A 25,474-nucleotide genomic window follows, 5' to 3' on the forward strand; every position below is an offset into this window, starting at 1 on the left:
AAACAAAAATATAAATTTATTTTTGACAAAATATAGTTGTTTAGGCATATACTTAAACAAATATATTCTGTCAAGCTTTGCATATTATAGAAAAGTTATCAACTTTTTTGTCGCACAAAAAAGTTGCAAAAAACGCGAGTGCTACAACCTTATATTATTACAATATGTATTAAAGATGTTGTAATATATAAAATTTAGGCTAAAAATTCAGTTTTTTTGTTCTTTTATGAAGTCTGCAAAGCGAGCTGCGGGAAAAGGAACAATAAAAAAATTATAAAAAAATTAATTCCCAAAAATAAAATCCATCAAATTATTATTCTCATCTTCTACTTCAATTTTTTCATTATCTTCTGCCTCTTCCATTCCAAAGTTTATCAAGCTTGATAAAGCATCTGGAAAATCTAAATAGCTAAAAACATCTCCTTTAATATTGTTTACAGAATCATCAAAATTAAGCAATTGACGAAGGGCTATGTATCCGCGTCCATTATTAGTTTGAAGCCATTTATCTGTGTCAGAACCATCAGGCACTTCCTGCCAGCCTATAGGGAAATACACCCTCTCATATATCACATAACTTGCATTCACTATTCTCTCTATTTTATTTTTATGGACAAAGAAGGGAGTTACTTCAAAATGTTTTTCAAGCCTTTTTACTAATTCCTTTTGTGCAAAATTACTTTCGCAAAATATTTTTTTAACTTTTCTATTTGATAAAAAATTTATAATGCTTTCATCAGTTGTTGAATTTGAATCATTACGCATAAGTCCGCTGTCTATCAAATAAATATCATTATTAATTTGTGTATATACTATAACAGCAGTAAAACAATTATTCTCCCCAAATGCAGGGTCAACTATTGCTTTATGCTCATAAGAATATATTTTCTCTCTTTCTTTATTTTCATCATAGAACTTTAATTTTGAATATAAAAAAACTTTTCCCTGTTTATTTTTGATTTTGCCGAGCCATATATGTTCATACATTTTCGGCATAAGCTTTAATGTGGATAATCTTGATTTATTTAATATGTCGCTAAAATAATAATTGCCGTCATAGTTAATAAAAGTAATTAATATATTAGCATCTTCATATTCTTTATAATAATACTCTTTGTTTGTTTTATCTCTATAAACTTTATTCTCCAAACTAAATTGACTTACAACCCTATAAATAAAATCAGTTTCAAAACGAGGATTAAATGCAAGCCATATTTCACTTTTATCAGCTCTTATAGAAGGCTCTAATATTTCGTAGCTTCTTTGTGTGAGAGTTTGTGCTTCTTCTATAAAACATATTTTCACATTGTAAATAGATTTAATTTCCTCTATAGAACATTCCCTAATGCCTAAGAATATAAACTTAGAGTTTGTTATTTTATTTATTATCTCATTTCTTTTTACCATAAAAAACTCATTTAGATTAAGTTCTTTTATGATGCTTATAAGAAGAGGGTAGGTTGAATATGAAATAGATTTTTGAATCTCCCTTGCACATAATATCACTCCGTTAATTTCAAAACTTTTAGCTATCAATATTCTTGCAATAGATTCACTTTTTCCGCCTCCGCGTCCGCCGAATGCTATTTTTAATCGTTTTTCTGTGTTAATCCATTTTTCAAAAGGTTTTAAAATGTTTATATCAATATTCATAAATAGTCTCACGAATTTGTAAAAATTATAAATTATTATAAGAAATATTTACCGCACGCACGGTGTGAAGATAAAAATATAAAATAATTATTAATCAAAATTATTTTTTATTTACAGAGTATATTTACCGTGCGTTAATAAAAATATAAATTTCATAATAGTTATGGGGTGGGTAGCTTTTATTTCTAATTTATGTTTTTAAATATAAATAAAATTATTAGTTTTTTAGTTAGCTCATAAAAATTATAGGGCGGGGATGTATAAAGTTATTTATTTAAAATAACAAATAAAAAATAATTTTTTGAAGTATTCAATTTTTTTTAATACTTCAAATGTATTTTTATATAAAATTTATATAATCAGTAAATCAAATTTTATTTTCTTTCGTCCCTTTTAAAACTTATGCTATTTTTTAGCATAGGTTTTTTTATTAATTATTAAACCCTACTCTTATATTAATTCTATTATTATCTTCTTTCTCTTCTATTTTCTGTCTTATATATTCTAACCTTTTCTCTTTACGCTTTTTCAATAATTCAAAAAATACTATTATCGCTCTTTCACTTGGAGGATTGTATTTATAAACTATTTTTTTGGTTTTAGACTCATTACCTTCTTTATCTATTTTTATTTCTTTTATAATATCTTTACTGTAATAACCCAATGACTTTTTTATTAATGCATTTTCTATTTTTATTTTGGCATCAATAAAATATTCATCTCTTGCTTTTCTCATCTTTTTTACTAGAGTTTTTTTATATTTTTTACTTGATTTATTAATATAGGTTTTTAATTTATCATAGCTTATATTTAATTCATTAGCTATTTCTTCAATTGTTGGATTAGTTTTTTTTATAAGATAATATATTTTATCTTCTATTTTTTTAGTATATTTATCCATAGTGTTCCATTTTTTTAAAATTAATATATATTTAAGTGTTAAATATAAGCAATTATAATTAAAAATTTATTTGAAAAAGTGGCTTTTTTGTTATATTTAATAAAAATAAGAAAGGAAAGTAAAATATGAGTAAAAAAATATTAAGTTTAGTTTTATTTTTAATAAGTGCTTTAGCTGTAAGCTGCAGTAATGCAGATAAAACAGGCTCTAACACTTCTAGCACTTCTAACACTTCTAACACTTCTAGCACTTCTAACACTTCTAGCAAAGGTTTAGGATATTATGCTGGTACTTGGTTGCTCACTGCACAACAAATAAATAATGATATAATTCTAATTATATCAAGCGATGGCTCGGCTAGTATTGTAGAAGCAGCTACAGGTCCTGCTGATAAAAGTACAGATGTTACTGATAAAGGAAATGAAACATATGATGTAAAATTTGTAGATCAAGGCCCTAATCCTGGAACATATATATTAACTTTAAAATTTAATGATGATACTAGCGGAACTTTTAGTATCTCTGATGGTCAAGATACTTTTAACGGTACTATTAGAAAACAATAAAATCAATAAATATTTTAAAGGCTTTAAACTTATAGTTCAAAACCTTTAATTATAAAGTAAAAAAGGAGAGTAAAATATGAGTAAAAAAATATTAAGTTTAGTTTTATTTTTAGTGAGTGCTTTAGCTGTAAGCTGCAGTAATGCAGATAAAACAGGAAGCGGTGATAATAATAGCGGAAGCACAACTCCTCAAGGCATAGCAAAATATGAAGGCACTTGGCAGCTCACTGATTTAGTACCAACTACAATTCTAACTATATCAAATAATGGTGCAGTCACTTATAATGGTGAAACAAGTACAAATGTTGCTAATAATAGAAATGAAACATATGAGGTAAAATTTGTAGATAAAGACCACCCTGCTGGTCCTGGAGGAATATTGACATTAACTTTAAAATTTAATGATGATACTAGCGGAACTTTTAGCAATAGTGATGGTTTAAAAAGTACTATTAAAAAACAAAAAAAATAATAAATATTTTAATTAATACAAAAGGCTTTAAACATTTGTTCAAAGCCTTTTTATATAATCTAAACCCCATACACTTTCTATATTTTAATAAATCATTTCTTTACCAAGCTTTTTTTTGTAATTAAATCTACTATATCCGTGTTGCCGTTTTCCATAGCATACATCAAAGCATTTTTTGATAAATTATCAACTATATTTAAATCTGCATTGCCGTCAAGTAAATACTCTACAGAATCATAATCGCCATTCTCGGCAGCAAACATCAAAGCTGTTTTACCGTCATTATCTTTAATATTAACATCGGCATTAGCATTAATTAATGATAATACAATATCTTTCTTACCAGATATACTAGCCCATATTAAAGCAGTTCTTCCGTCAGCCATTCTATAATTAATATCAGCCTTACCTATTAAAAGTGATGATACTATATCATTCAAGCCCAAAGATGAAGCCAAAGCAAGTGTTGTAATATTTCCATAATACCCATAACTAGATACCACATTAGCATCAGCATTTCTCTCAAGAAGCATTTTAGTCACTTCTCCATTACCCTTAGCTATAGCATAAAATAAAGCATTAGCTCCAACATTATTAACTTTATTTATCTCGCTTCCATTATCAAGCAATAATTTAACTATATCATCATGATTATTATAAGCGGCAACCATAAGAGGACTCATGTTATAATTGGCATCATCAGGATTAATATAAAGACCAGACATATTAACATCAGCACCAGCATTAATAATCATTTCTGTTATAGTATAATATCCTTTACCAGCTGCCTGAAGTAAGGCTGTAGTGCCGTTATTAACTTTTATATTTGGATTTGCATTTTTAGCAAGCAAATAAGAAGCTATATCAACATATCCATTTTCTGCCGCATAAGTTAAAGCAGTTTTTCCATGTATACAGCTAGCATTAACATCTATTTTTTGAGATAATAGCAAAACAACTATGTCTTTATATCCTCTAAAAGTAGCTGTTATTAAAGCATTATGTCCCTGCATATCTCCGAAATTTATATAGCTTGAAATAGAACCATCGGATATTAACCTTCTTATTCCATTGATATTGCCTGTACTTGCATAGTCTAATAATTGGTCTAATTTGCCAGTATTAGCATTTTGAGAAAATAAAAAAGATATATTAAAAATAAATATAAAAATCAAACTAAGATAACGCATAATAAATATTCCTCAAATATAGTTTTAGCCTTATTGCAAATTCGGAATTCGTATATATAATATTAAATGATTGGCACAAAAAACTTGATTTAAGTAATAATTTATTTACCGCACGGTAGGCAGATTTTGTTTATAATTTAGGTTATAATTTTAGCTGTTATAATATTTATGGTTTATTCTGCGTGCGGGTAGTAAGATTAAAAACTTAAAGAAAACTTGGGCGGGCGTTAATATTTCTTATCAGACAATCAAAAATATAAAACTAAAAGGTTCATATAAAAGCAATAAATGTATAGGGTGGGGAGTGTAATTAAATTTTTTATTTATTTTTTTATAACTTTATTAATAATTGTTTGATGGATATTCATTTTAGTTTATTTTTACTAATAAATATATTATTTTTTAAACTAAATTTTTAAATCATTAATTGAAAAAAATTATTATTTTATTTATAATTTGTAAAATTACATAAGAAAGGTTGATAAAATGAAAAAATATTTATTGCTTATGTTATTTATAGCTTTATGTTTTATTTCATGCAATAATTCAAAAGATGTAAATAACATAAATAATTCGTCAGATACTGTAACAATTATAGATGCTTTAGGAAGAGAAGTAACTTTAAAAAAAGATATAACAAAAATAATATCAATAGATAGAGGATTTATTCCACAAACTTTAAAAGCATTAGGAAAAGATAATTTATTAGTAGCCACAGGCGGAGTATATCCTCAGTCAGGACCTTATAATACAGAGAGATCCGATAACTTCTATATAGTAACAAATATATTATCAATTCCGAATGTAGGCTGGGCAGGATATGGAAGTTATAATTTTGAAAAAATATTGGAAGTATCTCCTGATGCTATTATAATAGTACCTTATGGTTCTCTATCTGAAAACAGCTACCATCAGGAATTAATTAACAGAATAGAAAACGAATTTAAAATACCTGTAATAATATTGAATGATCATACTATAGCAACTAATTTAAACTCTTATTATGATAATATAAGAATAATATCAAAAGTTGTTAATGCTGAAGATAAATCAGAGGAACTCATAAAAAAACTTCAAGAATATGTCGATTTAGCTAAATCTTTCAAAAAAGATAATGATACAGATAAAATGCTTTTTTTGGGACTTACAGATTCAGAAACAGGTGCAGGATATGTTCATGGAAAAGATTATGGCGGAGCTGCATATACAACATCAATATTAGGAATCAGTAATGCTTATGAAAAATCAGAAATGCCTATTCTTGGTGCAGAAGATATATTAGAGATGAATCCTGATGTTATAGCTATGATAGATTCACCTCAATATTCAAAGGCTATAGAAACATATACAAAAAATCCAGTATTTCAAAATATTAATGCTGTAAAAAATAAAAGAGTATATAGTATGGGACAAGTTTTGTGGTGGTCTGATCCTAAACTATTACTTCCTATACAGCTTCTTTTATTTAGCTATGTATATTATATGCCTGAAAATGTTAATATTAGAGAAATATATGATAATTATATGTCAGATATATTTGGTATAAAAGAAACTGATAAACTTATTGTACTTCATAAATTAGAACCATTTTTTGAACAAATAAAAAATTAAAAATATTATGAAGAATAAATCAATAATAATATTATCATCTATACTTGTAATATTATTTATATTATCTATATTTATAGGTTCATGGGATATTTCACCTATAGAAATTATTGATATATTCTTTAATAAAACTGAGGATATTAATAAAGCAATAGCAATACTCAATGTAAGGCTTCCTAGAGTACTTTTAGCGGTATCAAGCGGAGCCATACTTGGAGTATGCGGAGTGATATGTCAATCATGTTTTCAAAACCCTTTGGTTGATCCTTATTTTTTAGGTATATCATCAGGTTCTGCATTCGGAGCTGCTTTTGCTATAGTGTTCTCATTACCAATATTTTTGACAGCACCATTATTTACTTTTATAGCCGTACTAATACCGATGTTTTTTTCATTTAGAAGTTCATCAGTATTAAAGCTGCTTTTTATGGGGATAGTAATTAATTCAGTATTTTCTTCAGGACTTTCTATATTAAAAGTAGCTGCAGAAATTGGTAAACTTAGAGAAATAACTTTTTGGCTTATGGGAAGTTTAGGTAATACTAATATAAGATATACATTAATACTATTATTTGTATTTATTATAGCATTATTTTTCTTTTTAATGCAGTCTTCTAAAATAGATGCCCTCACATTGGGAGAGCTTCATGCTTATGATAAAGTAAAAGATATTAGAATTTTTAGACTTCAATTACTTTTTGTAGTTTCTATATTAATGTCTATGTCAGTGCTTGCCACAGGAATAATAAGCTGGGTGGGATTAGGAGTGCCTCATCTTTCAAGGATAATATGGAAAACTTCAGCTTCTTCAAAATTGCTTATCAATTCTGCATTTGGCGGTGCAATACTTCTATTATTATGCGATTTAGTTATAAGGTCTATAATAAAAATGCCTCTGTTTGGAGGAAGAATAGTTGGCGAACTTCCTATATCTGTTGCTACTTCATTATTCGGGGCGATATTTTTATTTGTATTTTTATTTAGAAGAAGTAAATATGATTAATAATTTATAAAGAGATTATTATATGATATATTGTAAAGATTTGATTTTAGAATATAAAAATAAAAAAGTTCTGCAATTAGATGAACTTAGCATAAATGAAAATGGAATATATATACTTTTAGGAGCTAATGGAAGCGGAAAAAGTACATTTATAAAATCTCTTATAATGGACAGCAGTGTAAAGAGAAGCGGAATTATAAATATCAATAATAATCCTCTTTCCAAAGAAGTAATATTTAATGATATAGGTTTTATGCCGCAATTTTTAAATGTTAATTTTCCTTTTAGAGCAATTGAAGTAGTTATGATGGGGCATAAAGAATATGGCATATTTTTTGATGAGAAAAAAATAAAAAAAAAGGCTTTGGAAATAATGGAATCTTTGAACATTCTACATTTACAAAATAGAAATGTTGAAAACTTATCTGGAGGAGAAAGAGCTTTGGTATTTTTAGCTAAAACATTATGCAAAAATACAAATATCATTCTTTTAGATGAGCCTGATAGTTCACTAGATTTTCAAAATAAAGTAAAACTTTTTCATTATTTAGAGGATAATAAAAGCAATAAAATTATTATATTATCTTCTCATGATATAGTTTCTATTACAAAAACTGATTATATAATAAAATTTTCAAAATCTTCTAATTATAAACCTATACATAAAAAAGATATTAATAAAAATGAATTAAAAGATATATTTCCCGATGTAAATTATGATGAAATATTAAAAGATATATTTTCTGTAATAAGTTAAACTATAGTAAAAACTATTATTGATAAAACTTAGTATTAATATATTTTTTAGCATAAATAAAAATATAGTAGTTGGGATATATAAATATTTTTAAAACTTTATTTACATTCCCCGCCCTTTAAAATTTTTTGCATCAATTTGCAATTATTATTTCATTTGTTTTTAATGCCAATATTAGTAAAAGCATACCCCCCCCAAGCGTTTATTAGATTAATGAATTTTTATTAACGCACGGTAAATGCATTTTTTATATAGTTTAAATTATTGTTTTTAATAAACATATATTTTAAATTTTACTTACCGTGCGTGATAGTGAATCTAAATATTAATCTAAATCTTCTCCATTGGAAGATATAACCTTCTTATACCAATCAAAAGATTTTTTCTTTATTCTTCTTAAAGTACCCACACCATTATTATCTCTATCTACATATATAAATCCATATCTTTTACGCATTTCTCCTGTACCAGCACTAACTAAATCTATAGGTCCCCAAGTTAAATATCCCATTAAATCAACTCCATCGGCTATAGCCTCTTTCATTTGTATGATATGATCTCTTAAGAAATCTATTCTATAGTCATCATTAATTATATCCCCTTCTTCAACAGTATCAGAAGCACCTAATCCATTTTCAACTATAAATAATGGTTTATGATATCTATCATATAATTGATTCATGGTGTAGCGAAGACCTATAGGGTCTATTTGAAATCCCCATTCAGAAGAACCTATATATGGATTTTTTACACCTCCAAAAAGATTTCCTACAGAAGTTTCAAGACCTTCAGGATTAGCACTTGCACATCTGCTCTTATAATAGCTAAATCCAATAAAATCTACAGTATTTTCTCTTAATATTTTTTTATCTTCCTCCGTGATATTAATATTAATATTATTTTCAATGAAAAATCTTTTTAAATATCCAGGATAATAACCCCAAGATTGTATATCAGAAAATAATAGCATTTCACGGTCATATTTCATAGCAGTCATAACATCTTCTGGTCTGCATGAATATGGATAATAAGCACCTGAAGCTATCATACATCCTATTTTAGAATTAGGTATTATTTCATGACATGCTTTTACTGCTAATGCACTTGCTACAAATTGATAATGTGCTGCCTGATATTCAACTTGCAATTTATTTTCATTCTCCTCTAAAATAATACCTCCCCCTGTAAAAGGAAAATGTATTATAACGTTTATTTCATTAAATGTTATCCAATATTTTACTTTGTTTTTATAACGTTTAAATACTGTTCTTGCATATTTATCAAATAATTCTATTAATTTTCTATTTCTCCAGCCGCCATATTTATTAACTAAGCCCATAGGCATTTCATAGTGCGATAAAGTAACCAATGGTTCTATACCATATTTTAAACATTCATCAAATAAATTATCATAAAATTCTAATCCTTTTTCATTAGGACTCTCATCATCTCCATTAGGAAATATACGAGTCCATGCAATTGAAGTTCTAAAACATTTGAATCCAATTTCGGCAAATAAAGCTATATCTTCTTTATAACGATGATAGAAATCTATTGCATTATGTGTAAGATGCTCGCCATGTTTTATATCATGATATCCGCCTGTAATACCTTTAGGACTATAATCTGCAACTGAAAGCCCTTTGCCATCTTCCATATATGCTCCCTCTAATTGATTCGCTGCAACTGCACCTCCCCATAAAAATCCTTCGGGAATCTTTTTTAAATCTTTTATTGTCATAGTAATACTCCTTATTTTATTAATGTGAAAATAGTATCTTTATTTTCAATATTTTCATTTTCATCATTAACTATTATATCTAAAAATTTATCACTATTTGTGATGATTACATTAACTACTGTTTCGTATCCTTCATTCTTAATACTGTCTTTTTCAAATTCAATAAGAACATCTCCTAATTTTATCTTATCTCCTTCTTTAAAATTAGATTTGAAATATTTTCCATCCAATTTTACAGTATCAACTCCTATATGAATAAGTAATTCTGTGCCATTATTAGACTCTAAGCCTATAGCATGATTTGTAGAAAATAGTGAAGTTATTGTACCATCAAAAGGAGCATATATTTTTCCTATATCAGGTTCTATTGCAACAGTTTTTCCAATTACTTCATTAGAAAAAACTTTATCACTTACTTCTGATAAATTTATTGATTTACCATTTACTGGACTATAAACTACATCCTTTATCACATTATCATTTTCTGTTTCATCATCTTTACTATCTTCTTTTATATCTTCAAATCCTAAATAAAATTGTACCGCAAATGTAATAACAAATGCTATAGCTCCAGAGATTAATACATTTATTACATTATTAGGGTCATCTCCTATAAATAGTCCTATAGTTGCAAGTCCAGCACCGCCGCCGCCATACCTTTTAGTACCTACTATTCCTGCATACAATCCTCCTATAGCACCTCCTATTATTATTGCTATTAAAGGTTTTTTTAATCTCAAATTTACGCTGAATAATGCAGGTTCAGTAATACCTAAAAGAGCTGTAAAACCACTATATATAGCAATTTGTCTTAATTCTTTATTTTTTGTCTTTACAGCAACACACAAAGCAGCTGCACCTTGAGCAATATTTGACGGGAAATTTCCTGGGCCTATAAGAGTTTCATATCCTAATGCTGATAAAGAATTTACATATGCAGGTATTAAACTTAAATGCATTCCTGCCATAACCAAAAACGGCATAAATGCACCTATTATTGTAGGTAAAAGCCATGGAACATTTTCTTCAGCTTTTAATAATATACTAACTAAAATATCTCCCAAAAAACTTCCCAAAGGTCCTAATATACAAAAGGCAATAGGTGACATTACTAATATTATAAATAAAGGTCTAGCAACAAATTTTATTACAGATGGTATAATTTTATCTGCTAGCTTTTCTACATATGATAATACCCATACTATTAAAATTATTGGTATAACAGTAGATGAATATGTAACTATTTTTACTGGAATATTCAAAACAAAAACTTCACTGCCTTGATTTTTTAAAGCAGCAAAATTAGGATGCAATAATATAGCAGCCATTAATATTGCTATATACATATTACAATTAAATTTTTTTGATGCTGAAGCTGCTAAAAATACAGGTAGAAAATAATAAGAAGCATCACCTATGAAATTAAGAAAATAATATAGATTTCCACCTGTATCTATTATTTTAAATAATGATAATAGAGATAGCAACCCTTTTATCATACCTGCTCCTATTATTATAGTAATAATAGGAGAAAAAATACCTATTAAAGTATCTAATATAGTATTTAAAATATTTTTCTTCTCTTGCACGGAAGTATCATTAGAAGATTTGACATTTATGATACCAGTAATATTGCAAATATCAGAATATACCTCTCCAACATGGTTGCCTATTACAACTTGGTATTGACCTCCGCTTTTAGCTATTGTAATAACGCCTTTGACCTTTTTTAAAAACTCATCGTTAGCTATGCTCTCGTTTTTTAATTTAAAACGTAAACGAGTCATGCAATGAAGTAGTTCAGAAATGTTCTCTTTTCCGCCTACTCCTTTAATAATTTCTTTTGCTAATGTTTCATATTTTCCCATCAGCTTGCCTCCAATATAATAAATTTTTATTTATAATAATGAAGGTTTGGCCAACTTAATGTCACCATCCAAAATTAATTTTAAGCTTTTAAAAAAAATATATATATAAACTATTCTTTCCTCCTAACTTTTTCTATATGTATAGTCAAATATAGCTGTTCTTCTTCACTTATAGAATAGCTATAAACTTCATTAATATATTTGAGTATTTTTAAAGTACATTCATAAGAAGATTTATATTTTTCTATAACTGTTAATAATAAATTTTCATCATTATTTTTGTCATTATAAACTGTATCACTAAAGAGTCTTAAAGCAAAAAACTTTAAATGTGTTATAAATCTATAATAATATACAGATTCCTCTTCAAATTGTATATTAAAATGATATTGAACTATTTTTACTATACTGTTTATTAGATTTGTAACTTCTTCTATTTTTTGTATTTTATTGCATTTCTGATTTGATTGAGCATTAACTATATGCAAAGCTATAAAACCTGCCTCATCATCTGAAAGTCTTATATTAAAATCATTCTCTATGATATCTAAAGCTTTTAGACCTATATTGTATTCATCTTTATAGAATTTCTTTATATCCCAAAGCATCATATTTTTTATATTAATACCTTCTTTAGTTCTTACTATTGCCATATATATATGATCTATTAAAGTAATATACAAAAAATCGTTTAAACTTCTTTCTGCTTTAGTTTTAGCATATTCAATAATTTTTTCTGTGGTATTTAAATACTCTGCAGGTATATCTTTTAATAATTGCTGAAGTTTGTTGTTATTATCTAAATTTTCTAACAAAAAAGTTTTATCAATTTTTTCTTCGTCTATAGTATCGCCAATTTTTTTACCAAAGGCTATACCTCTGCCCATAACAATTTTTTCGGTTTTACCGTCTTCAACCACCACCACATTATTATTAAGTATCTTTCCTACTTTCATAATAAATTCTCCTAAAAATAAAAAAACCTACTTATATAAAAACAAAATATATAATTCTTCCGAATTTCATTTTTATATAAATAGGTTTAGCTTGTCTTTAAAAAAGTTTAAGGTAAAAAACAATTACTATCCAATATGATACTATTATGATAAACCATATAACATTAATTGTCAACAGTTTTTTTATATTAACTTATAAAATAAATAAAACTTGGGCGGGCGTTAACATTTCTTTTTAAACAATAAATAAATAAAAAACAAAAATAACAGAATAAAGCAATAAAATATAAAGGGCGGGGAGTGAGAGGAAATTTTTAAATATATAATGTTTAAATTGTACAAAATTTTATAGAGTTTTTACAAAAATAGTGTATTATTAGGTATAGAGTTTTAGGAGTAAATAATGAAAGCTAATGAATCTAATTTGAATAAATTTATTACAATGAGTAATGTGCAGTTTGTTATACCAATTTATCAAAGAAATTATGATTGGACTATAAAAGAATGTAAAGTTCTATTAAATGATATAAAAGAAGCAGGTAAATTAAATAGAGATCATTTTATAGGAAGTATAGTATATGTTAATGATAATAGTACAGTAACAAGTGTACAGGAATTGATAATAATAGATGGACAGCAAAGATTAACTACAATAATATTAATTTATTTAAGAATATATAAATTAGCTGAAAAGTTAAAAGATGATGATTTAAAAAATGAGATATGTGATTTATATTTAGTGAATAAACATGCAAAAGTAGATGATAAAATAAAATTAAAAACAACAGAAAATAATGATAAAGCATTAAAATCTATTTTTTCAAATACTATTTTTAAAGAAAAATCTAATATAATAGATAATTTTAATTTCTTTGAAAAATTTATAGATGAAAATAATTATTTAGATATTTTAAATGGATTAAAAAAATTAATATTTGTTGATATGTCTTTAGACAAAAGATATGATGATCCTCAACGTATATTTGAAAGTTTAAACTCTACTGGTTTAGCATTATCTCAAAGCGATTTAATAAGAAATTATATTTTGATGAAATTAAATTCAAAAGAACAAAAATATATTTATGAAAATTATTGGCAATATATAGAGATAAATGCAAGAGATGAAACTCTTAATAAAAATATGGTATCAGATTTTATTAGAGATTTTATTACAAGTAAATATAGTAAAATCCCAAATAAAAATAGGGTATATGAAGAGTTTAAGTTAAAATACTCCATTGATAATTTAGGCGATATAAAAAAATATTTGGAAGAATTAAAAGAATATTCAATTTATTATAATAAATTAATCAATCCTAAAAATGAAAGAGATAAAGATATATCGTTAAAATTAGACGATATAAAAACATTAGAAGTGAATGTTTCATATCCATTTTTTTTGAAAATTTATAAAGATTATAATGATAAAGTTATAGATAATAAAACTTTTTTAAAAATTATTGATTTAATAGAATCTTTTGTATTTAGAAGATTTATATGCGATGTATTTAGTAATGCTATGAATAAAATATTTATGTCATTATATAGCAAAATAGATAAAAATAATTATTATGATTCATTAGAGGAATATTTATGCAAATTAAAAAATGTTCAGAGATTTCCAGATAATAATGAAGTTATTAATAAATTAAAAGAAAAAGATATATATAATGGTATTAACACAAAAAGAAAATTATACTTATTTAATAAACTAGAAATGGGACTTGGAAAAACGGTTGTTGATTTTTCAAAAACTGATTTTGAAATAGAACATATATTTCCTCAAAATCCTGTAAAAGAATGGAAGGATAATTTAACAGATGAAGAATATAAAACAATGCAAAGTAGACTTCATACAATAGCTAATTTAACAATATCAGCAAACAACAAAGAACTTTCAAATAAAACTTTTTTAGATAAGAAAAATATGAATGTGGATAATAAAGAACAGGGATATAAATACAGTCATCTTTGGCTTAATGAATATTTAAAAACTATAGATGAATGGAATATTAAAAATTTAGAAACACGTTTTGATGAATTAAAAGACAGATTTATTAGAGTATGGATATATCCAGATATAAAAATAGAAAAAAATAATAATATAATTACTGAAGAAGTTAATATATTTGAGGCAGATGACCCTACAGGTAAAAAATTAGACTATATAATATTTAATGGAGAAAAAATAAATATAACTGATGTATCAAAATTATTTAGCTATATATTAAAATATTATTATAATCAAAATACTAATTTATTTTTTACTGAGGAGATGCAAGATTTAATACAGATTACAAAAAATAAAGATGAGCTTAGATCTAAATATTCAATAGATATAGATGATATATATTTTGCAGAAAATAATTACAGCAGTGAAAGAAAATTTTATTTAATTAAATATTTGATAGAAAAATTTGATATGGAAGATGAGCTTTATATTAAGTATAAAGATTAATAATATATTAAGGAGTTTTTTATGTTTCCTTTTAATGGACCTTTCCTTTATAAATGTAATGATTGCGGTAAAACTTTTGATAAGTCTAAAAAAATACCTCTTGGGGCTATAACGATTTTAGGTATGCTTGTTAAACCTAAATGTCCTAAATGCGGAAGCAGAAATACAAAATCAATAGATTATATGATAAGAAAATAAAATTATATTATTTACTTATCTTTTGCTATACCTTGAGCGGTTTTGCATTTATTGTTTTTATATTGATGTATTGGTTTAATTTTAATATAGAATGCATTAGCAAAGTTTTTTTGTTATTAAATACAACTTTTTACAAAAATAAAAACCTTATTTAGAATATAGAATCAAAAAGTCAATATACATGTGTATAGTATAATGTTTATGAGGCAGATATATCGCATATTTTTTAACTAAAAAGTGGGCAATATCTATTACTCCTAAATACAATATTGATTTTTTTGTTTTAAATTCATATTTTTACGTATATTTTTATTGATTTTAGTTAGTTAGTTTACTATACTAATAATATAAACAAATATATAAGAGGTGTTTTTTATGAATGATTTAGAAAAAAAATTAATGGAGTTTTCTGTTAAATTGATAGATGAAAAAAAGGCTAAAATTATAGTGCCAGTAACACCAGAAACAGGATATTGGTTTGGCGGCGGAAATATGGTTGAAGATAAAGAAGGTAATTTATATATTTCTGGAAGATATAGAAACTCTGGAGATTCAAGAACAGGTTTAGATTTAGGAGATAGGGGTGCTGAATTAGCAATATTTAAATCTTCTGATAAAGGTAAAACTTGGACAAAAATAAAAAGCATATTAAAAAAAGAACTTCCTAGGGGTGTTTTATCTATAGAGGGTACTGCTTTGAGGTTTAATAAAGATAATGAAGTTGAGCTTTACATATCTTCTGAGAAATCTGAAAATAATTATCCGCCTCATCTTAAAGAGTATTTAAAACCTGGTACTGGAGTATGGGATATTGATGTAATAGTAGCAGACAAGATAGAGAATTTAAATGCTTCAAATCTAAAAGAGCTTATTAAAGGTGAGGATTCGAGATTTATACATTTAAAAGACCCTTTTGTGTATGATAGTTATAATGGAGAGAAATATTTATTATTCTGCACACACCCATATAACTGGACTAGTTCAAACACAGGATATATGTTAAGAAGGGGTGAAAAACTTAATTTTGAAGCTCCTGTATTTTATTTCTTTGAAAAAGGACATACTTGGGATATTGCTATGACTAGGGGTACTTGTGTAGTAGATATGCCTCAGGTTGGAGTGCTTAAAAACAGAAGAATAAGTTTGTTCTTCTATGACGGAGGGGAATGTGTGAGAAATTTAGATGAACATGAGAGAGCTGTAAAAAGACCTAGAGGTTATTCTTGTGAGGAATTGGGAGGAGTTGCTTATATAGAAAACGGTTCATTTGCACATATTGAAAGAATAAGTAAAGAATTACCATTATTTGTGAGTCCGTATGGAACAGGATGTTCAAGATATGTTGATGTGTTAGTAACAAAAGATGGTATGTATGCTACTTGGCAGCAGTCTCAGGATAATAAATCTCAGCCTTTAGTTATGAATTTTTTAAGCAATGCTGAAATAGAAGAGATATTAAAATAATAAATGGAGTAAAATTATGAAAAAAATATTATTAATATCTGTTTTATTATTTAGTTTTTTAATATCTTGCGGTGGTAAGTCAAATGAGAATGCAAATAAAATAAGAGTAGCATATCATCCAAATGTTGGAGGAGCTTCCGCTATTATTACAGGAATTAAGCAGAATTATTTTAAAGATGAGGGTTTGGATATAGAGTTAGTAAAGTTTACAAGCGGACCTAGTGAAATAGCTGCTATGGTTTCAGGAGACATACAAATAGGATATATAGGTTTTGGGTCTCATACATTAGCCGCTGAGGGAAAAGTTCAGATAATAGCTACTGACGGTATAGCTGTTGTTGAAGGAATAAGAACTTTAAAAACGTCTGGTATAGATACTGTTGAAAAATTAATTGGGAAAACTCTTATCACACAATTAGGTACATCTGGAGAAACTATTATAGATCAGGTTTTAGTTGGTACGGGAGTAAAAAAGTCAGATATAAATATACTCAATGCTGAAGTTTCAAGTGCTGTTGCTTCTTTCTTGGCTAATAAGGTTGATGCTGTATCTGTATGGCCTCCTTATACTGTTGAAATAGATAATAGAATAGGTATAGAAAATTTAAATATTATAAAACCTCAAGATATAGGGGTTGATTCTACTGCAAGCTGGATAGTAACTCCAAGCTATTTAGAAAATAATACTGACACTGTTGTAAAATTTACAAGGGCATTATATAAAGCAATGGATTATAGAAAAGAGCATTTAGATGAAGCTATTACAAATGTAGCTGAACTTGTTGGTTTGGATATAGCTACAGTTTCTCAAGAAAAATACAGTTCTGATTGGATGGATTCTAAAACTATGAAAACAAAAATAGATGACGGAAGCATAAATGATATTTACAAAAAACAAATAGAATATTTTGTTGAGAATAATAGATTAAATTCAGAGCCTGTTGCTGTAGATAAATATGTTAGAGTAGATATTATAAAAAAGGCTTTAGAGCAATAATATTTAAGTTTTTAAGTTTAAGGAAGAAATATGAATAGCAAACCTATGGGTAAAAAGAAGTATATATTTACTATTGCCTCTATAATTATTGCTTTATTAGTATGGCAATTAATATCTTCTTCTGTGGCAGGGGCTGTTATTGCAAGTCCTGCTGATGTATTAAAATCATTTGTAAGAGAGATTAGTAACGGTAAGTTACTTAATCATATAGGTATAAGTTTATTTAGGGTATTATCTGGCTTTGGACTTGCTTTTGTTATATCAATACCTATAGCATTTTTGATGGGTTGGTATCAGCCTGTTCAATTACTTATAGAGCCTGTAATACAATTTGTAAGGAATATACCTGCTTTGGCATATATACCTTTAGTTGTAGTTGCTCAGGGTGTTGGAGAGAGTGCTAAGATTACGGTTATATTTATATCTACTTTTTTGGTAATGATTATAACGGTTTATCAGGGTGTGAGGGAGGTTGATCAAACTTTAATAAAAGCTGCTAGGGTGTTAGGAGCAAAAGATAAAGATATTTTCTTAAAAGTTGTAATACCTGCTTCTGTGCCATATATACTTGTTGGTATGCGTTTAGGATTAGGCGCTTCTCTTACAACATTAATTGCTGCCGAATTAACAGGTTCTAGTTCTGGTTTAGGACAAATGATTCAGGAGGCTAGTCTTTATTTTAGAATGGATATAGTTATGCTTGGTATAATACTTATTGGTATTACAGGTTTAATATTAAATTTTATAGTAGGTTTAATAGAAAACAAGTTAACTGTATGGCAGGAGAAGAAAAAAAGATAATAATTAATAAGGTATATAAAAAAAAGAGATTATAATATGTCAAACAAAGAAGTAAAAGTAAAAATTTCTAATGTAAGCAAAACATATAAAGGTACAACTAAAGATGTTCATGCTTTAGATAATGTTAATTTAGATATATATAAAAATGAGTTTGTATGTGTAATAGGCTCTTCAGGATGCGGTAAAAGTACATTACTTAATATACTTGCAGGGCTTGACACTCCGAATTCCGGCATTATAGAAATAGACGGAAAGCCAATAGAAGGTACAGGGGTTGATAGGGGGGTTGTATTTCAGCAGTATGCATTATTTCCTTGGCTTACTGTTGGAAAGAATGTTGCTTTTGGGTTGGAATTGCAGAAAAAATCAAAGTCTGAAATAAATGATATAGTTGATCATTATCTTAAGGCTGTTGGTTTAATAGATTTTAAAAATGCATATCCGAAAGAGCTTTCAGGAGGTATGAAGCAGCGTGTAGCTATAGCAAGGGCTTATGCTGTTAATCCTAATATTCTTCTTATGGATGAGCCTTTTGGGGCTTTGGATGCTCAAACTAGAGCACAATTACAGACTGAGCTTTTAAATACTTGGGACAATGAGAAGAAAACTTGTTTCTTTATTACGCACGATGTGGATGAAGCAGTATTTTTAGCTCAGAGGGTTGTTATAATGAGTCCGCGTCCCGGAAGAATTAAAAGTATAGTTGAAGTTCCTATTAATTATCCTAGAGTTGCAGAAACTAAATTATCTAAAGAGTTTAATGATATTAAAAATCAATTATGGCAATTAGTATATCAGGAATATTTAGAGGCTAAAAAATAGAGGAGTACCTAAAATGAAAAGAATATTCGAGCTTAATTATACAGATACTTTTAATATGGATACTAACACTCTTATAGAAACAATTAGAAACTCTGAAGGAAGAACTCTTATGGCTGAGTCTTTAATATATAAAAGGCCATTGGTAGAAAGAGTAACCGATCCTGAAATTTTAGCTGCTATGGGAGTAGATTTAATTACGTTAAATATATTTGATTTGCTTAACCCTTTTATATATGATTTAGATGAAGTTCAAGGAGATGAATCTATGCCTTTAGTTGAAAGAACTTTTAAGGGGCAGCTTAAATTATACAAATCTTCAAGAAAGAGAAATGACCATATAGAGAGAATAAAAAAATATACGGGAAGATTTATAGGTATTAATTTAGAGCCTGTAGGAGAAGGGGTTGATTATCCTGAAGGCTTAAAGGCTAGTAAAGATAACTATAAAAGGGCATTAGATTTTGGAATTGATTATATAGTATTAACAGGCAATCCTCATACAAAAGTTTCTATGGATACAATAGCAAGGGCAACTGAAGAATTGTCTTCTATGGCTAAAGGTAGAATGATGATTGTATCAGGTAAAATGCATGGGGCAGGAGCTGGAAATACTGATACACTTAAAACAGTAAAACAAATTGCTGATGCCGGTGCTGATGTAATAATGTTTGGAGCACCCGGAACTTTACCAGGATATGATGTAGAAAAAGTGCATGAGCTTATAGATGAAGCAAAAAGACTTGGAATGCTTACAAAAACAGCTATAGGTACAGCTCAAGAGGGAGCACCTATAGATACAATAAAACAAATAGCTTTAATGTCAAAAATGGCTGGAGCAGATATAATGCATATAGGAGATGCAGGAGTAGGTGGAATATCAAGCCCTATGAATGCTATGGCTATATCATTGGTATTGAGAGGGGAAGTTCACACATATAGAAGAATGGCTTTGAGAAGATAAAAAATTAAGGGGCTGGCCCAGATAACTTAAATTTGTTAAAATTTAAGTATGAAACGTAGTAAATTAAGTAAAGATAAACAATTAAAATTAATAGAGCATTTTTCAGCAGGAACTACAGCAAGGACAGCTTCAGTTTTAGTTAAGGTTAATAAGACTACAGCTTCGTATTATTTTTTAAGATTAAGAGAATTAATATTTGAATATGAAAAAGAAAAAGAAGAAGAAGTTTTTAATGGAGAAATAGAAGCAGATGAGAGTTATTTTGGAGGAAAAAGAAAAGGAAAAAGAGGAAGAGGAGCTTGCATATAAAATACCAGTGTTTGGTTTATTAAAAAGAGGAGGAAAAGTATATATAAAAATAATAAATAATACTAAAATTAATGCCTATTATTAGGCAAAAAGTACAGCCTGATAGTATAGTTTACTCAGATTATTATCATAGTTATGATGTATTAGATGTGTCAGAATTTAAGCACTTTAGAATTAATCATAGTGAAAAGTTTGCTGAAGAAAAGAACCATATTAATGGTATAGAGAATTTTTGGAATCAAGCAAAAAGACATCTTCGTAAATTTAATGGAATACCAAAAGAACATTTTCACTTATTTATTAAAGAATGTCAATTTAGATTTAATAATCCAAAAGTTGACAAACAGTTGGAAATTATATATAATTTAGCAAAAAAGGAGCTTTTTTAGTTATCTAGGACAGCCCCAAAAATTAATATATATAATATTATAGGAGGAGAAACGAATGAAAAAAATTATATGTATATTATCTATGTTTGCAGTTTTAATGTCTTTGATTTTGTCTTGTTCTGGATGTAAAAATAAAGATGTGAATAATAAAGAAACTGCTAAAATAAGAGTTGCTTATTTAGCGGATTTTGCAGGTACTTCGTCTGCTGCTATAGCTCAAGAAAAAGGTTTTTTCAAAGAAGAAAATTTGGATGTTGAATTAGTTAAATTTTTGAATGGTCCTGCTGAAGTTGCTGCTATGCTTTCTGGAGACATACAATTTGCATATATAGGACATGGGGCACATTCATTGGCTATACAGGGTAAGGTTAATATATTATTTCCTAATGGTTTGAGTAAATCTGAGCAAATTATTGTTGGTAAATGGTCTGGAGTTAATGATGTTGCCGGATTAAAAGGTAAAACTGTAGGTACTCAGCTTGGAACTTCTGGCGATATAGTATTAGATATTGCTTTGAGAAAAGTTGGACTTACAAAAAATGATGTTAATGTTGTTAATATGGATGTTAGCGGTATAGTATCTGCTATGGTTGGTAAAAAAGTTGATGCTGTTTCTGTATGGGCGCCTTATACTTTTGAAATATCTAAACAGCTTGGAGATGAGGTTGTTGTAGTAACTTCTATTACTAATTATTTAGATGAAGCTGTATTTCCAAGCAGTTGGATAGTAACTCCTGATTATCAAAATAAAAATCAAGATATAGTTAATAGATTTTCAAGGGCTATATTAAAAGCTATGGATTATAGAACAGATAATATAGATGAAGCAGTTGAAATAGTATCTAAATTAAATGGTACTCCTACTGATTCTGTTGCTTTAGAAAAAGAAACTGCTATATGGTTTAATTCAAATGATGTAAAAGATGCTTATAATAATGGTGATGTTGCTAAATGGTATGAGGCTCAACAGAAAATATTTATAAATTCTAAGGTTGTAGATAAAGCTGTAGATGTTAATAATTATGTACAAATTAAATATATGAAAGATAATGTATTGAAATAATTTATTTTATTTGATAAAATATGTTTTCATTAGCGATGCATTATATATTATGTGCATCGCTTTTTTAATAAAAAATAAAGTATAAAGATAGAAATGTGTGAAAAGATTAAAGGCTACAAATTTAAAAGAGCAAAATTATATTGATATAGTTAAATTATTAAAAATAGGCAATTATTCTAGGGCAGATATAGCATATAATTTAGAATTAAGTAAAGCTAGCATATCTGTATTAGTTGATGATTTAATTAATATGGGTATTATATATGAAAAATGTGACGGAGAGTCTTCCTCTGTCGGAGGTAAAAAACCAATACTTCTTGATATTAATAAAAATCTTGGATATTTTATAGCGGTGCATTTTAGAAGAGAGATTTGTAACATAGCTGTTGTTAATCTTGAAAATGAGATTTTAGAAGAATGTGAGTCAGAGGTTAAAATATTCGATGATTTTAGATTAACTTTTAATCCTATAATAGATAAAATAAAAGAATTTATAGTTAAGTATAAAAAAATATTTTCTGTAGGTGTATCAGTACCCGGAAAAATAGGAAAGAAAAACAATTTGCTTATAGATTGTATGGGTATAAAAGAATGGAGTAATATACCGTTAAAAGAATATATTGAAGAAAATATTAGTATAGAAGTAATTATAGATAGATATGCTTGTGCTATGCTTACATATAATATGCTTGAGGAGATGAAAAAATCTATGCCTATACAAAATTCATCTGTATATATTTATTTGAGCAATTGGATAGGTGTATCTGTTTCTCATAATGGCAGAATTTTATATGGTACGCATGACACTGCTGCCAATTATTCTCATACTATAGTAACAGATTCTGATTATATATGTAATTGCGGTAAAAAAGGCTGTTGGGAGTCTGTGGCAAGCATAAGAGCTTTTATGAATGAGCTAAAAAAGAGAGATAGTAAATATAGTAATTTAAGTTTTGATGATATTGTAGAAGAACATATAAATGATGATATTGTAGTTGATACTTATAAAAACTTTTTAGCTCATTGGGTTTCTATAGGTATATATAATATTATTAACACTTTTGACCCTGAAATTATATTTATTGGCGGAGAGATGCTGTATTTAAGAGATAGCTTTATAGAAGAGATAAAATATAATATAAAAAATAAATTTAATTCTTATAATTTTGTAACAGATATACAAATAGTTGATAATTTTAAAGATATTGAGATAAATGCAGCAGCTTCTGTAGCTATTTACGATTTTTATAATAATAGTTTATATAGAAAGCTTAGAGGTAAATACATATAGGTTGTATATACTTATAAATATTATTAATATTAATATTATAATAAATATTTTATCAAAGGAACTTGAGTTTAATTTTTTGCTAATTTTTCTTCCGATAATTCCTCCTCCTATTCCTCCTATAATCATTACTATTAATATGTATATGTTGATATTTTGTATTTCATTTTTTATAAGGGTTGTAAGTACGCTAGATATTTGAGAAAATAATATAATATATAATGAGTTTTCTGCGGCTGTTTTATTATCCATAGCAAAAAATATATATAGGAAGGCTATATTAAAGGGGCCGCCTCCTATACCCAAATATGAGGATAGAAGCCCCAAAATCATACCAATTATAGCAGATAAAAATATATTATTAATATGCATTGGTTTTATTTTATTTTTTGACATATTTTTTATTGTAAATATTACAGTAAAGATTAAAAGTATTATTAATATAGAAGATTGTATAATACCAGCAATATTTTGATTATTAAAGAAGTGTATAGTATAAGAAAATAGTATTTTTCCTATTAGTCCGCCCAATACGGCACCTAATGCAAATGGAGTAGCTATTTTTGTATCGACTAAACTTTTTTTTGATAATTTAGAGTTTATAAATGTATATAGGCTCATAGACAGTACAGTGCATGATGAAAGAAAACTTATTTTTGTAACTTCCATTATATTAAGGGAATCTAATATTGGTTTTATTATAACCCCGCCGCCTATACCAAATACAGCTCCTATAGAAGAAGCAAATAAACTTACTACAAAAAATATTAATACGAGCATAATATTAATATAATATATATGTTTTGTATATTTTTCAATATTCAATTATAATATAGTTGTATTATTTTATATGAATTAGTTTATATTGTATTTTAATATCAGCAAATTAATTAGTTTTATGAAAAAAATATAAATTTATTTAAAAAAGCTATTGATTTTTTTATTTTGTTGGTTTATAATTTTCTAACTTTCAGATAAGCGATTAAAGCGTTTAGTATTAGTTTTCTTTACAATTATGTAGATAAATACTATAAAAGCTCGGCTGTTATAAGCTGTTTCGTTTGAAGATTTAATTTTAATATATATAAATCCTTTTTAATAAAAGGTAAAAATAAAAAAATAAAGATTAGAGGTTTTGTATTGTATGCCTACAATTAATCAATTAGTAAGAAAAGGTCGTAAACGTATAGTAAATAAGACAAAATCACCTGCGTTAATGAAATGTCCGCAAAGAGAAGGTGTTTGTACTCGTGTAACAACAACTACACCAAAAAAACCTAACTCAGCTATGCGTAAAATAGCTCGTGTAAGAATAACAAACGGTATGGAAGTAACAGCATATATACCTGGTATAGACCATACTTTACAAGAACACAACCGTGTACTTATAAGAGGCGGAAGGGTTAAAGACTTACCTGGTTGTCGTTATCACATAGTTCGCGGAAGCCGTGAAGCTACAGGTGTAGAGAAGAGAATGAAAGCTAGAAGTAAGTATGGTACTAAAAAACCTAAGGCTTAATGGAGTGAATTAATATGGCAAGAAGAAGAAGAGCACAAACAAGAAAAATAAATGCTGATCCAATTTACGGCAGTGTTGTTATAAGTAAATTTATAAACAAATTAATGTATGACGGCAAAAAAAGTAAAGCTGAAAACATTTTTTATAAAGCTATGGATTTGGTAAAAGAGAAAACAGGAAAAGATGGTTTAGAGGCTTTTAATGAAGCTATTAATAATATAAAACCGCAAGTAGAAGTAAAATCAAGAAGAGTTGGAGGTTCTACTTATCAGGTACCTGTTGAAGTTAGACAAGACAGACAAAACTCATTAGCATTCACATGGCTTATAGATGCTTCAAGAAAAAGAGGCGGAAGAAGCATGATAGAGCGTTTATCGAATGAAATAGCTGATGCGATAGAGGGTAAAGGTCAGGCAGTTGCTAAGAGAGATACAGTACATAGAATGGCTGAAGGTAATAAAGCATTTGCACACTTTAGGTGGTAAGGTTT

General features: G+C 27.3%; 23 protein-coding genes and 1 pseudogene. 17 read left to right on the forward strand and 7 right to left on the reverse strand.

Annotated elements, in window-relative coordinates:
* Positions 1-282: 282 nt before the first annotated feature.
* Both EPJ72_RS11695 and EPJ72_RS11700 read right to left on the reverse strand, forming a co-directional pair.
* Complete coding sequence (locus EPJ72_RS11695; protein WP_147732312.1) at positions 283-1,653, reverse strand: phage terminase large subunit; 1,371 nt, start codon at positions 1,651-1,653, stop codon at positions 283-285.
* Positions 1,654-2,083: 430 nt separating this feature from the next.
* Entirely contained in the window at positions 2,084-2,554 is a 471-nt protein-coding gene (locus EPJ72_RS11700; RefSeq protein ID WP_147732313.1) for a hypothetical protein, read from the reverse strand.
* 125 nt (positions 2,555-2,679) lie between these two features.
* Between EPJ72_RS11700 and EPJ72_RS13110 the strand changes: the two genes are divergently transcribed.
* Together EPJ72_RS13110 and EPJ72_RS11715 are read left to right on the forward strand one after the other, a co-directional pair.
* A complete protein-coding gene (locus tag EPJ72_RS13110; RefSeq protein WP_158636901.1) occupies positions 2,680-3,120 on the forward strand; it encodes a hypothetical protein in 441 nt (146 codons plus the stop codon).
* Between the two features lie 76 nt (positions 3,121-3,196).
* Positions 3,197-3,592 carry a hypothetical protein gene (locus tag EPJ72_RS11715; protein WP_147732316.1) on the forward strand — a complete coding sequence of 132 codons (396 nt, stop codon included), beginning with the start codon at positions 3,197-3,199 and terminating at the stop codon, positions 3,590-3,592.
* Positions 3,593-3,684: 92 nt separating this feature from the next.
* Here the strand turns inward: EPJ72_RS11715 and EPJ72_RS11720 are convergent, their stop codons facing one another.
* Entirely contained in the window at positions 3,685-4,782 is a 1,098-nt protein-coding gene (locus EPJ72_RS11720) for an ankyrin repeat domain-containing protein (protein WP_147732317.1), read from the reverse strand.
* A 486-nt stretch (positions 4,783-5,268) separates the two neighbouring features.
* Here EPJ72_RS11720 and EPJ72_RS11725 point away from each other — a divergent pair, with 486 nt between their 5' ends.
* From EPJ72_RS11725 to EPJ72_RS11735, 3 genes are read left to right on the forward strand one after another with little or no spacing between them, the layout of a single operon-like run.
* Positions 5,269-6,393 (forward strand): ABC transporter substrate-binding protein, encoded by a 1,125-nt coding sequence (locus EPJ72_RS11725; RefSeq protein ID WP_147732318.1) that lies wholly within the window; start codon positions 5,269-5,271, stop codon positions 6,391-6,393.
* 7 nt (positions 6,394-6,400) lie between these two features.
* Positions 6,401-7,393, forward strand: a complete 993-nt coding sequence (locus EPJ72_RS11730; RefSeq protein WP_147732319.1) for a FecCD family ABC transporter permease — start codon at positions 6,401-6,403, stop codon at positions 7,391-7,393.
* 22 nt (positions 7,394-7,415) lie between these two features.
* Complete coding sequence (locus EPJ72_RS11735; RefSeq protein WP_147732320.1) at positions 7,416-8,150, forward strand: ATP-binding cassette domain-containing protein; 735 nt, start codon at positions 7,416-7,418, stop codon at positions 8,148-8,150.
* A 325-nt stretch (positions 8,151-8,475) separates the two neighbouring features.
* Here EPJ72_RS11735 and ascB read toward each other — a convergent pair whose 3' ends face one another.
* From ascB to licT, 3 genes are all read right to left on the reverse strand, one after another.
* Positions 8,476-9,891, reverse strand: coding sequence for a 6-phospho-beta-glucosidase (gene ascB, locus EPJ72_RS11740; RefSeq protein WP_147732321.1), 1,416 nt, complete (start codon positions 9,889-9,891; stop codon positions 8,476-8,478).
* Between the two features lie 11 nt (positions 9,892-9,902).
* The gene (locus EPJ72_RS11745; RefSeq protein WP_147732322.1) at positions 9,903-11,759 is read right to left on the reverse strand and encodes a beta-glucoside-specific PTS transporter subunit IIABC; all 1,857 of its coding nucleotides are present in this window, start codon (positions 11,757-11,759) and stop codon (positions 9,903-9,905) included.
* Positions 11,760-11,869: 110 nt separating this feature from the next.
* Positions 11,870-12,715, reverse strand: a complete 846-nt coding sequence (gene licT / locus EPJ72_RS11750; RefSeq protein ID WP_147732323.1) for a BglG family transcription antiterminator LicT — start codon at positions 12,713-12,715, stop codon at positions 11,870-11,872.
* 403 nt (positions 12,716-13,118) lie between these two features.
* On the opposite strand from licT, the gene EPJ72_RS11755 reads away from it, so the two are divergent.
* From EPJ72_RS11755 to EPJ72_RS11800, 10 genes and pseudogenes are all read left to right on the forward strand, one after another.
* Entirely contained in the window at positions 13,119-15,173 is a 2,055-nt protein-coding gene (locus EPJ72_RS11755; RefSeq protein WP_147732324.1) for a DUF262 domain-containing protein, read from the forward strand.
* 21 nt (positions 15,174-15,194) lie between these two features.
* Entirely contained in the window at positions 15,195-15,371 is a 177-nt protein-coding gene (locus EPJ72_RS11760; protein WP_147732325.1) for a zinc ribbon domain-containing protein, read from the forward strand.
* 375 nt (positions 15,372-15,746) lie between these two features.
* On the forward strand, positions 15,747-16,835 hold the full coding sequence (locus tag EPJ72_RS11765; RefSeq protein WP_147732326.1) for a sialidase family protein: 1,089 nt from the start codon (positions 15,747-15,749) through the stop codon (positions 16,833-16,835).
* A gap of 16 nt (positions 16,836-16,851) precedes the next feature.
* Complete coding sequence (locus EPJ72_RS11770; protein ID WP_147732327.1) at positions 16,852-17,832, forward strand: ABC transporter substrate-binding protein; 981 nt, start codon at positions 16,852-16,854, stop codon at positions 17,830-17,832.
* A 30-nt stretch (positions 17,833-17,862) separates the two neighbouring features.
* On the forward strand, positions 17,863-18,633 hold the full coding sequence (locus EPJ72_RS11775; RefSeq protein WP_147732328.1) for an ABC transporter permease: 771 nt from the start codon (positions 17,863-17,865) through the stop codon (positions 18,631-18,633).
* Between the two features lie 36 nt (positions 18,634-18,669).
* Positions 18,670-19,455 carry an ABC transporter ATP-binding protein gene (locus tag EPJ72_RS11780; RefSeq protein WP_147732329.1) on the forward strand — a complete coding sequence of 262 codons (786 nt, stop codon included), beginning with the start codon at positions 18,670-18,672 and terminating at the stop codon, positions 19,453-19,455.
* A 13-nt stretch (positions 19,456-19,468) separates the two neighbouring features.
* Positions 19,469-20,416 (forward strand): DUF7916 family protein, encoded by a 948-nt coding sequence (locus EPJ72_RS11785; RefSeq protein ID WP_147732330.1) that lies wholly within the window; start codon positions 19,469-19,471, stop codon positions 20,414-20,416.
* A gap of 48 nt (positions 20,417-20,464) precedes the next feature.
* A pseudogene (locus EPJ72_RS11790) lies at positions 20,465-21,114 on the forward strand (IS1595 family transposase).
* A 55-nt stretch (positions 21,115-21,169) separates the two neighbouring features.
* Positions 21,170-22,177 carry an ABC transporter substrate-binding protein gene (locus EPJ72_RS11795; protein ID WP_147732331.1) on the forward strand — a complete coding sequence of 336 codons (1,008 nt, stop codon included), beginning with the start codon at positions 21,170-21,172 and terminating at the stop codon, positions 22,175-22,177.
* Between the two features lie 97 nt (positions 22,178-22,274).
* Entirely contained in the window at positions 22,275-23,468 is a 1,194-nt protein-coding gene (locus EPJ72_RS11800; RefSeq protein ID WP_147732332.1) for an ROK family transcriptional regulator, read from the forward strand.
* Here EPJ72_RS11800 and EPJ72_RS11805 read toward each other — a convergent pair.
* Entirely contained in the window at positions 23,436-24,245 is an 810-nt protein-coding gene (locus tag EPJ72_RS11805; RefSeq protein ID WP_147732333.1) for a sulfite exporter TauE/SafE family protein, read from the reverse strand. The genes EPJ72_RS11800 and EPJ72_RS11805 overlap by 33 nt on opposite strands.
* A gap of 364 nt (positions 24,246-24,609) precedes the next feature.
* Here EPJ72_RS11805 and rpsL point away from each other — a divergent pair, with 364 nt between their 5' ends.
* A complete protein-coding gene (rpsL, locus tag EPJ72_RS11810) occupies positions 24,610-24,984 on the forward strand; it encodes a 30S ribosomal protein S12 (RefSeq protein WP_014935282.1) in 375 nt (124 codons plus the stop codon).
* 14 nt (positions 24,985-24,998) lie between these two features.
* Positions 24,999-25,469 carry a 30S ribosomal protein S7 gene (gene rpsG / locus EPJ72_RS11815; RefSeq protein WP_147732334.1) on the forward strand — a complete coding sequence of 157 codons (471 nt, stop codon included), beginning with the start codon at positions 24,999-25,001 and terminating at the stop codon, positions 25,467-25,469.
* Positions 25,470-25,474: the final 5 nt, after the last annotated feature.

Source organism: Brachyspira pilosicoli (genome assembly GCF_008016535.1).
Lineage (GTDB): Bacteria > Spirochaetota > Brachyspiria > Brachyspirales > Brachyspiraceae > Brachyspira > Brachyspira pilosicoli_A.

Excerpts from the sequence above, each read along its gene's own strand:
- EPJ72_RS11695 (WP_147732312.1), bottom strand. The coding sequence starts at position 1,653 with ATGAATATTGATATAAACATTTTAAAACCTTTTGAAAAATGGATTAAC.
- EPJ72_RS11700 (WP_147732313.1), bottom strand. The coding sequence starts at position 2,554 with ATGGATAAATATACTAAAAAAATAGAAGATAAAATATATTATCTTATA.
- EPJ72_RS13110 (WP_158636901.1), top strand. The coding sequence starts at position 2,680 with ATGAGTAAAAAAATATTAAGTTTAGTTTTATTTTTAATAAGTGCTTTA.
- EPJ72_RS11715 (WP_147732316.1), top strand. The coding sequence starts at position 3,197 with ATGAGTAAAAAAATATTAAGTTTAGTTTTATTTTTAGTGAGTGCTTTA.
- EPJ72_RS11720 (WP_147732317.1), bottom strand. The coding sequence starts at position 4,782 with ATGCGTTATCTTAGTTTGATTTTTATATTTATTTTTAATATATCTTTT.
- EPJ72_RS11725 (WP_147732318.1), top strand. The coding sequence starts at position 5,269 with ATGAAAAAATATTTATTGCTTATGTTATTTATAGCTTTATGTTTTATT.
- EPJ72_RS11730 (WP_147732319.1), top strand. The coding sequence starts at position 6,401 with ATGAAGAATAAATCAATAATAATATTATCATCTATACTTGTAATATTA.
- EPJ72_RS11735 (WP_147732320.1), top strand. The coding sequence starts at position 7,416 with ATGATATATTGTAAAGATTTGATTTTAGAATATAAAAATAAAAAAGTT.
- ascB (WP_147732321.1), bottom strand. The coding sequence starts at position 9,891 with ATGACAATAAAAGATTTAAAAAAGATTCCCGAAGGATTTTTATGGGGA.
- EPJ72_RS11745 (WP_147732322.1), bottom strand. The coding sequence starts at position 11,759 with ATGGGAAAATATGAAACATTAGCAAAAGAAATTATTAAAGGAGTAGGC.
- licT (WP_147732323.1), bottom strand. The coding sequence starts at position 12,715 with ATGAAAGTAGGAAAGATACTTAATAATAATGTGGTGGTGGTTGAAGAC.
- EPJ72_RS11755 (WP_147732324.1), top strand. The coding sequence starts at position 13,119 with ATGAAAGCTAATGAATCTAATTTGAATAAATTTATTACAATGAGTAAT.
- EPJ72_RS11760 (WP_147732325.1), top strand. The coding sequence starts at position 15,195 with ATGTTTCCTTTTAATGGACCTTTCCTTTATAAATGTAATGATTGCGGT.
- EPJ72_RS11765 (WP_147732326.1), top strand. The coding sequence starts at position 15,747 with ATGAATGATTTAGAAAAAAAATTAATGGAGTTTTCTGTTAAATTGATA.
- EPJ72_RS11770 (WP_147732327.1), top strand. The coding sequence starts at position 16,852 with ATGAAAAAAATATTATTAATATCTGTTTTATTATTTAGTTTTTTAATA.
- EPJ72_RS11775 (WP_147732328.1), top strand. The coding sequence starts at position 17,863 with ATGAATAGCAAACCTATGGGTAAAAAGAAGTATATATTTACTATTGCC.
- EPJ72_RS11780 (WP_147732329.1), top strand. The coding sequence starts at position 18,670 with ATGTCAAACAAAGAAGTAAAAGTAAAAATTTCTAATGTAAGCAAAACA.
- EPJ72_RS11785 (WP_147732330.1), top strand. The coding sequence starts at position 19,469 with ATGAAAAGAATATTCGAGCTTAATTATACAGATACTTTTAATATGGAT.
- EPJ72_RS11795 (WP_147732331.1), top strand. The coding sequence starts at position 21,170 with ATGAAAAAAATTATATGTATATTATCTATGTTTGCAGTTTTAATGTCT.
- EPJ72_RS11805 (WP_147732333.1), bottom strand. The coding sequence starts at position 24,245 with ATGCTCGTATTAATATTTTTTGTAGTAAGTTTATTTGCTTCTTCTATA.
- rpsL (WP_014935282.1), top strand. The coding sequence starts at position 24,610 with ATGCCTACAATTAATCAATTAGTAAGAAAAGGTCGTAAACGTATAGTA.
- rpsG (WP_147732334.1), top strand. The coding sequence starts at position 24,999 with ATGGCAAGAAGAAGAAGAGCACAAACAAGAAAAATAAATGCTGATCCA.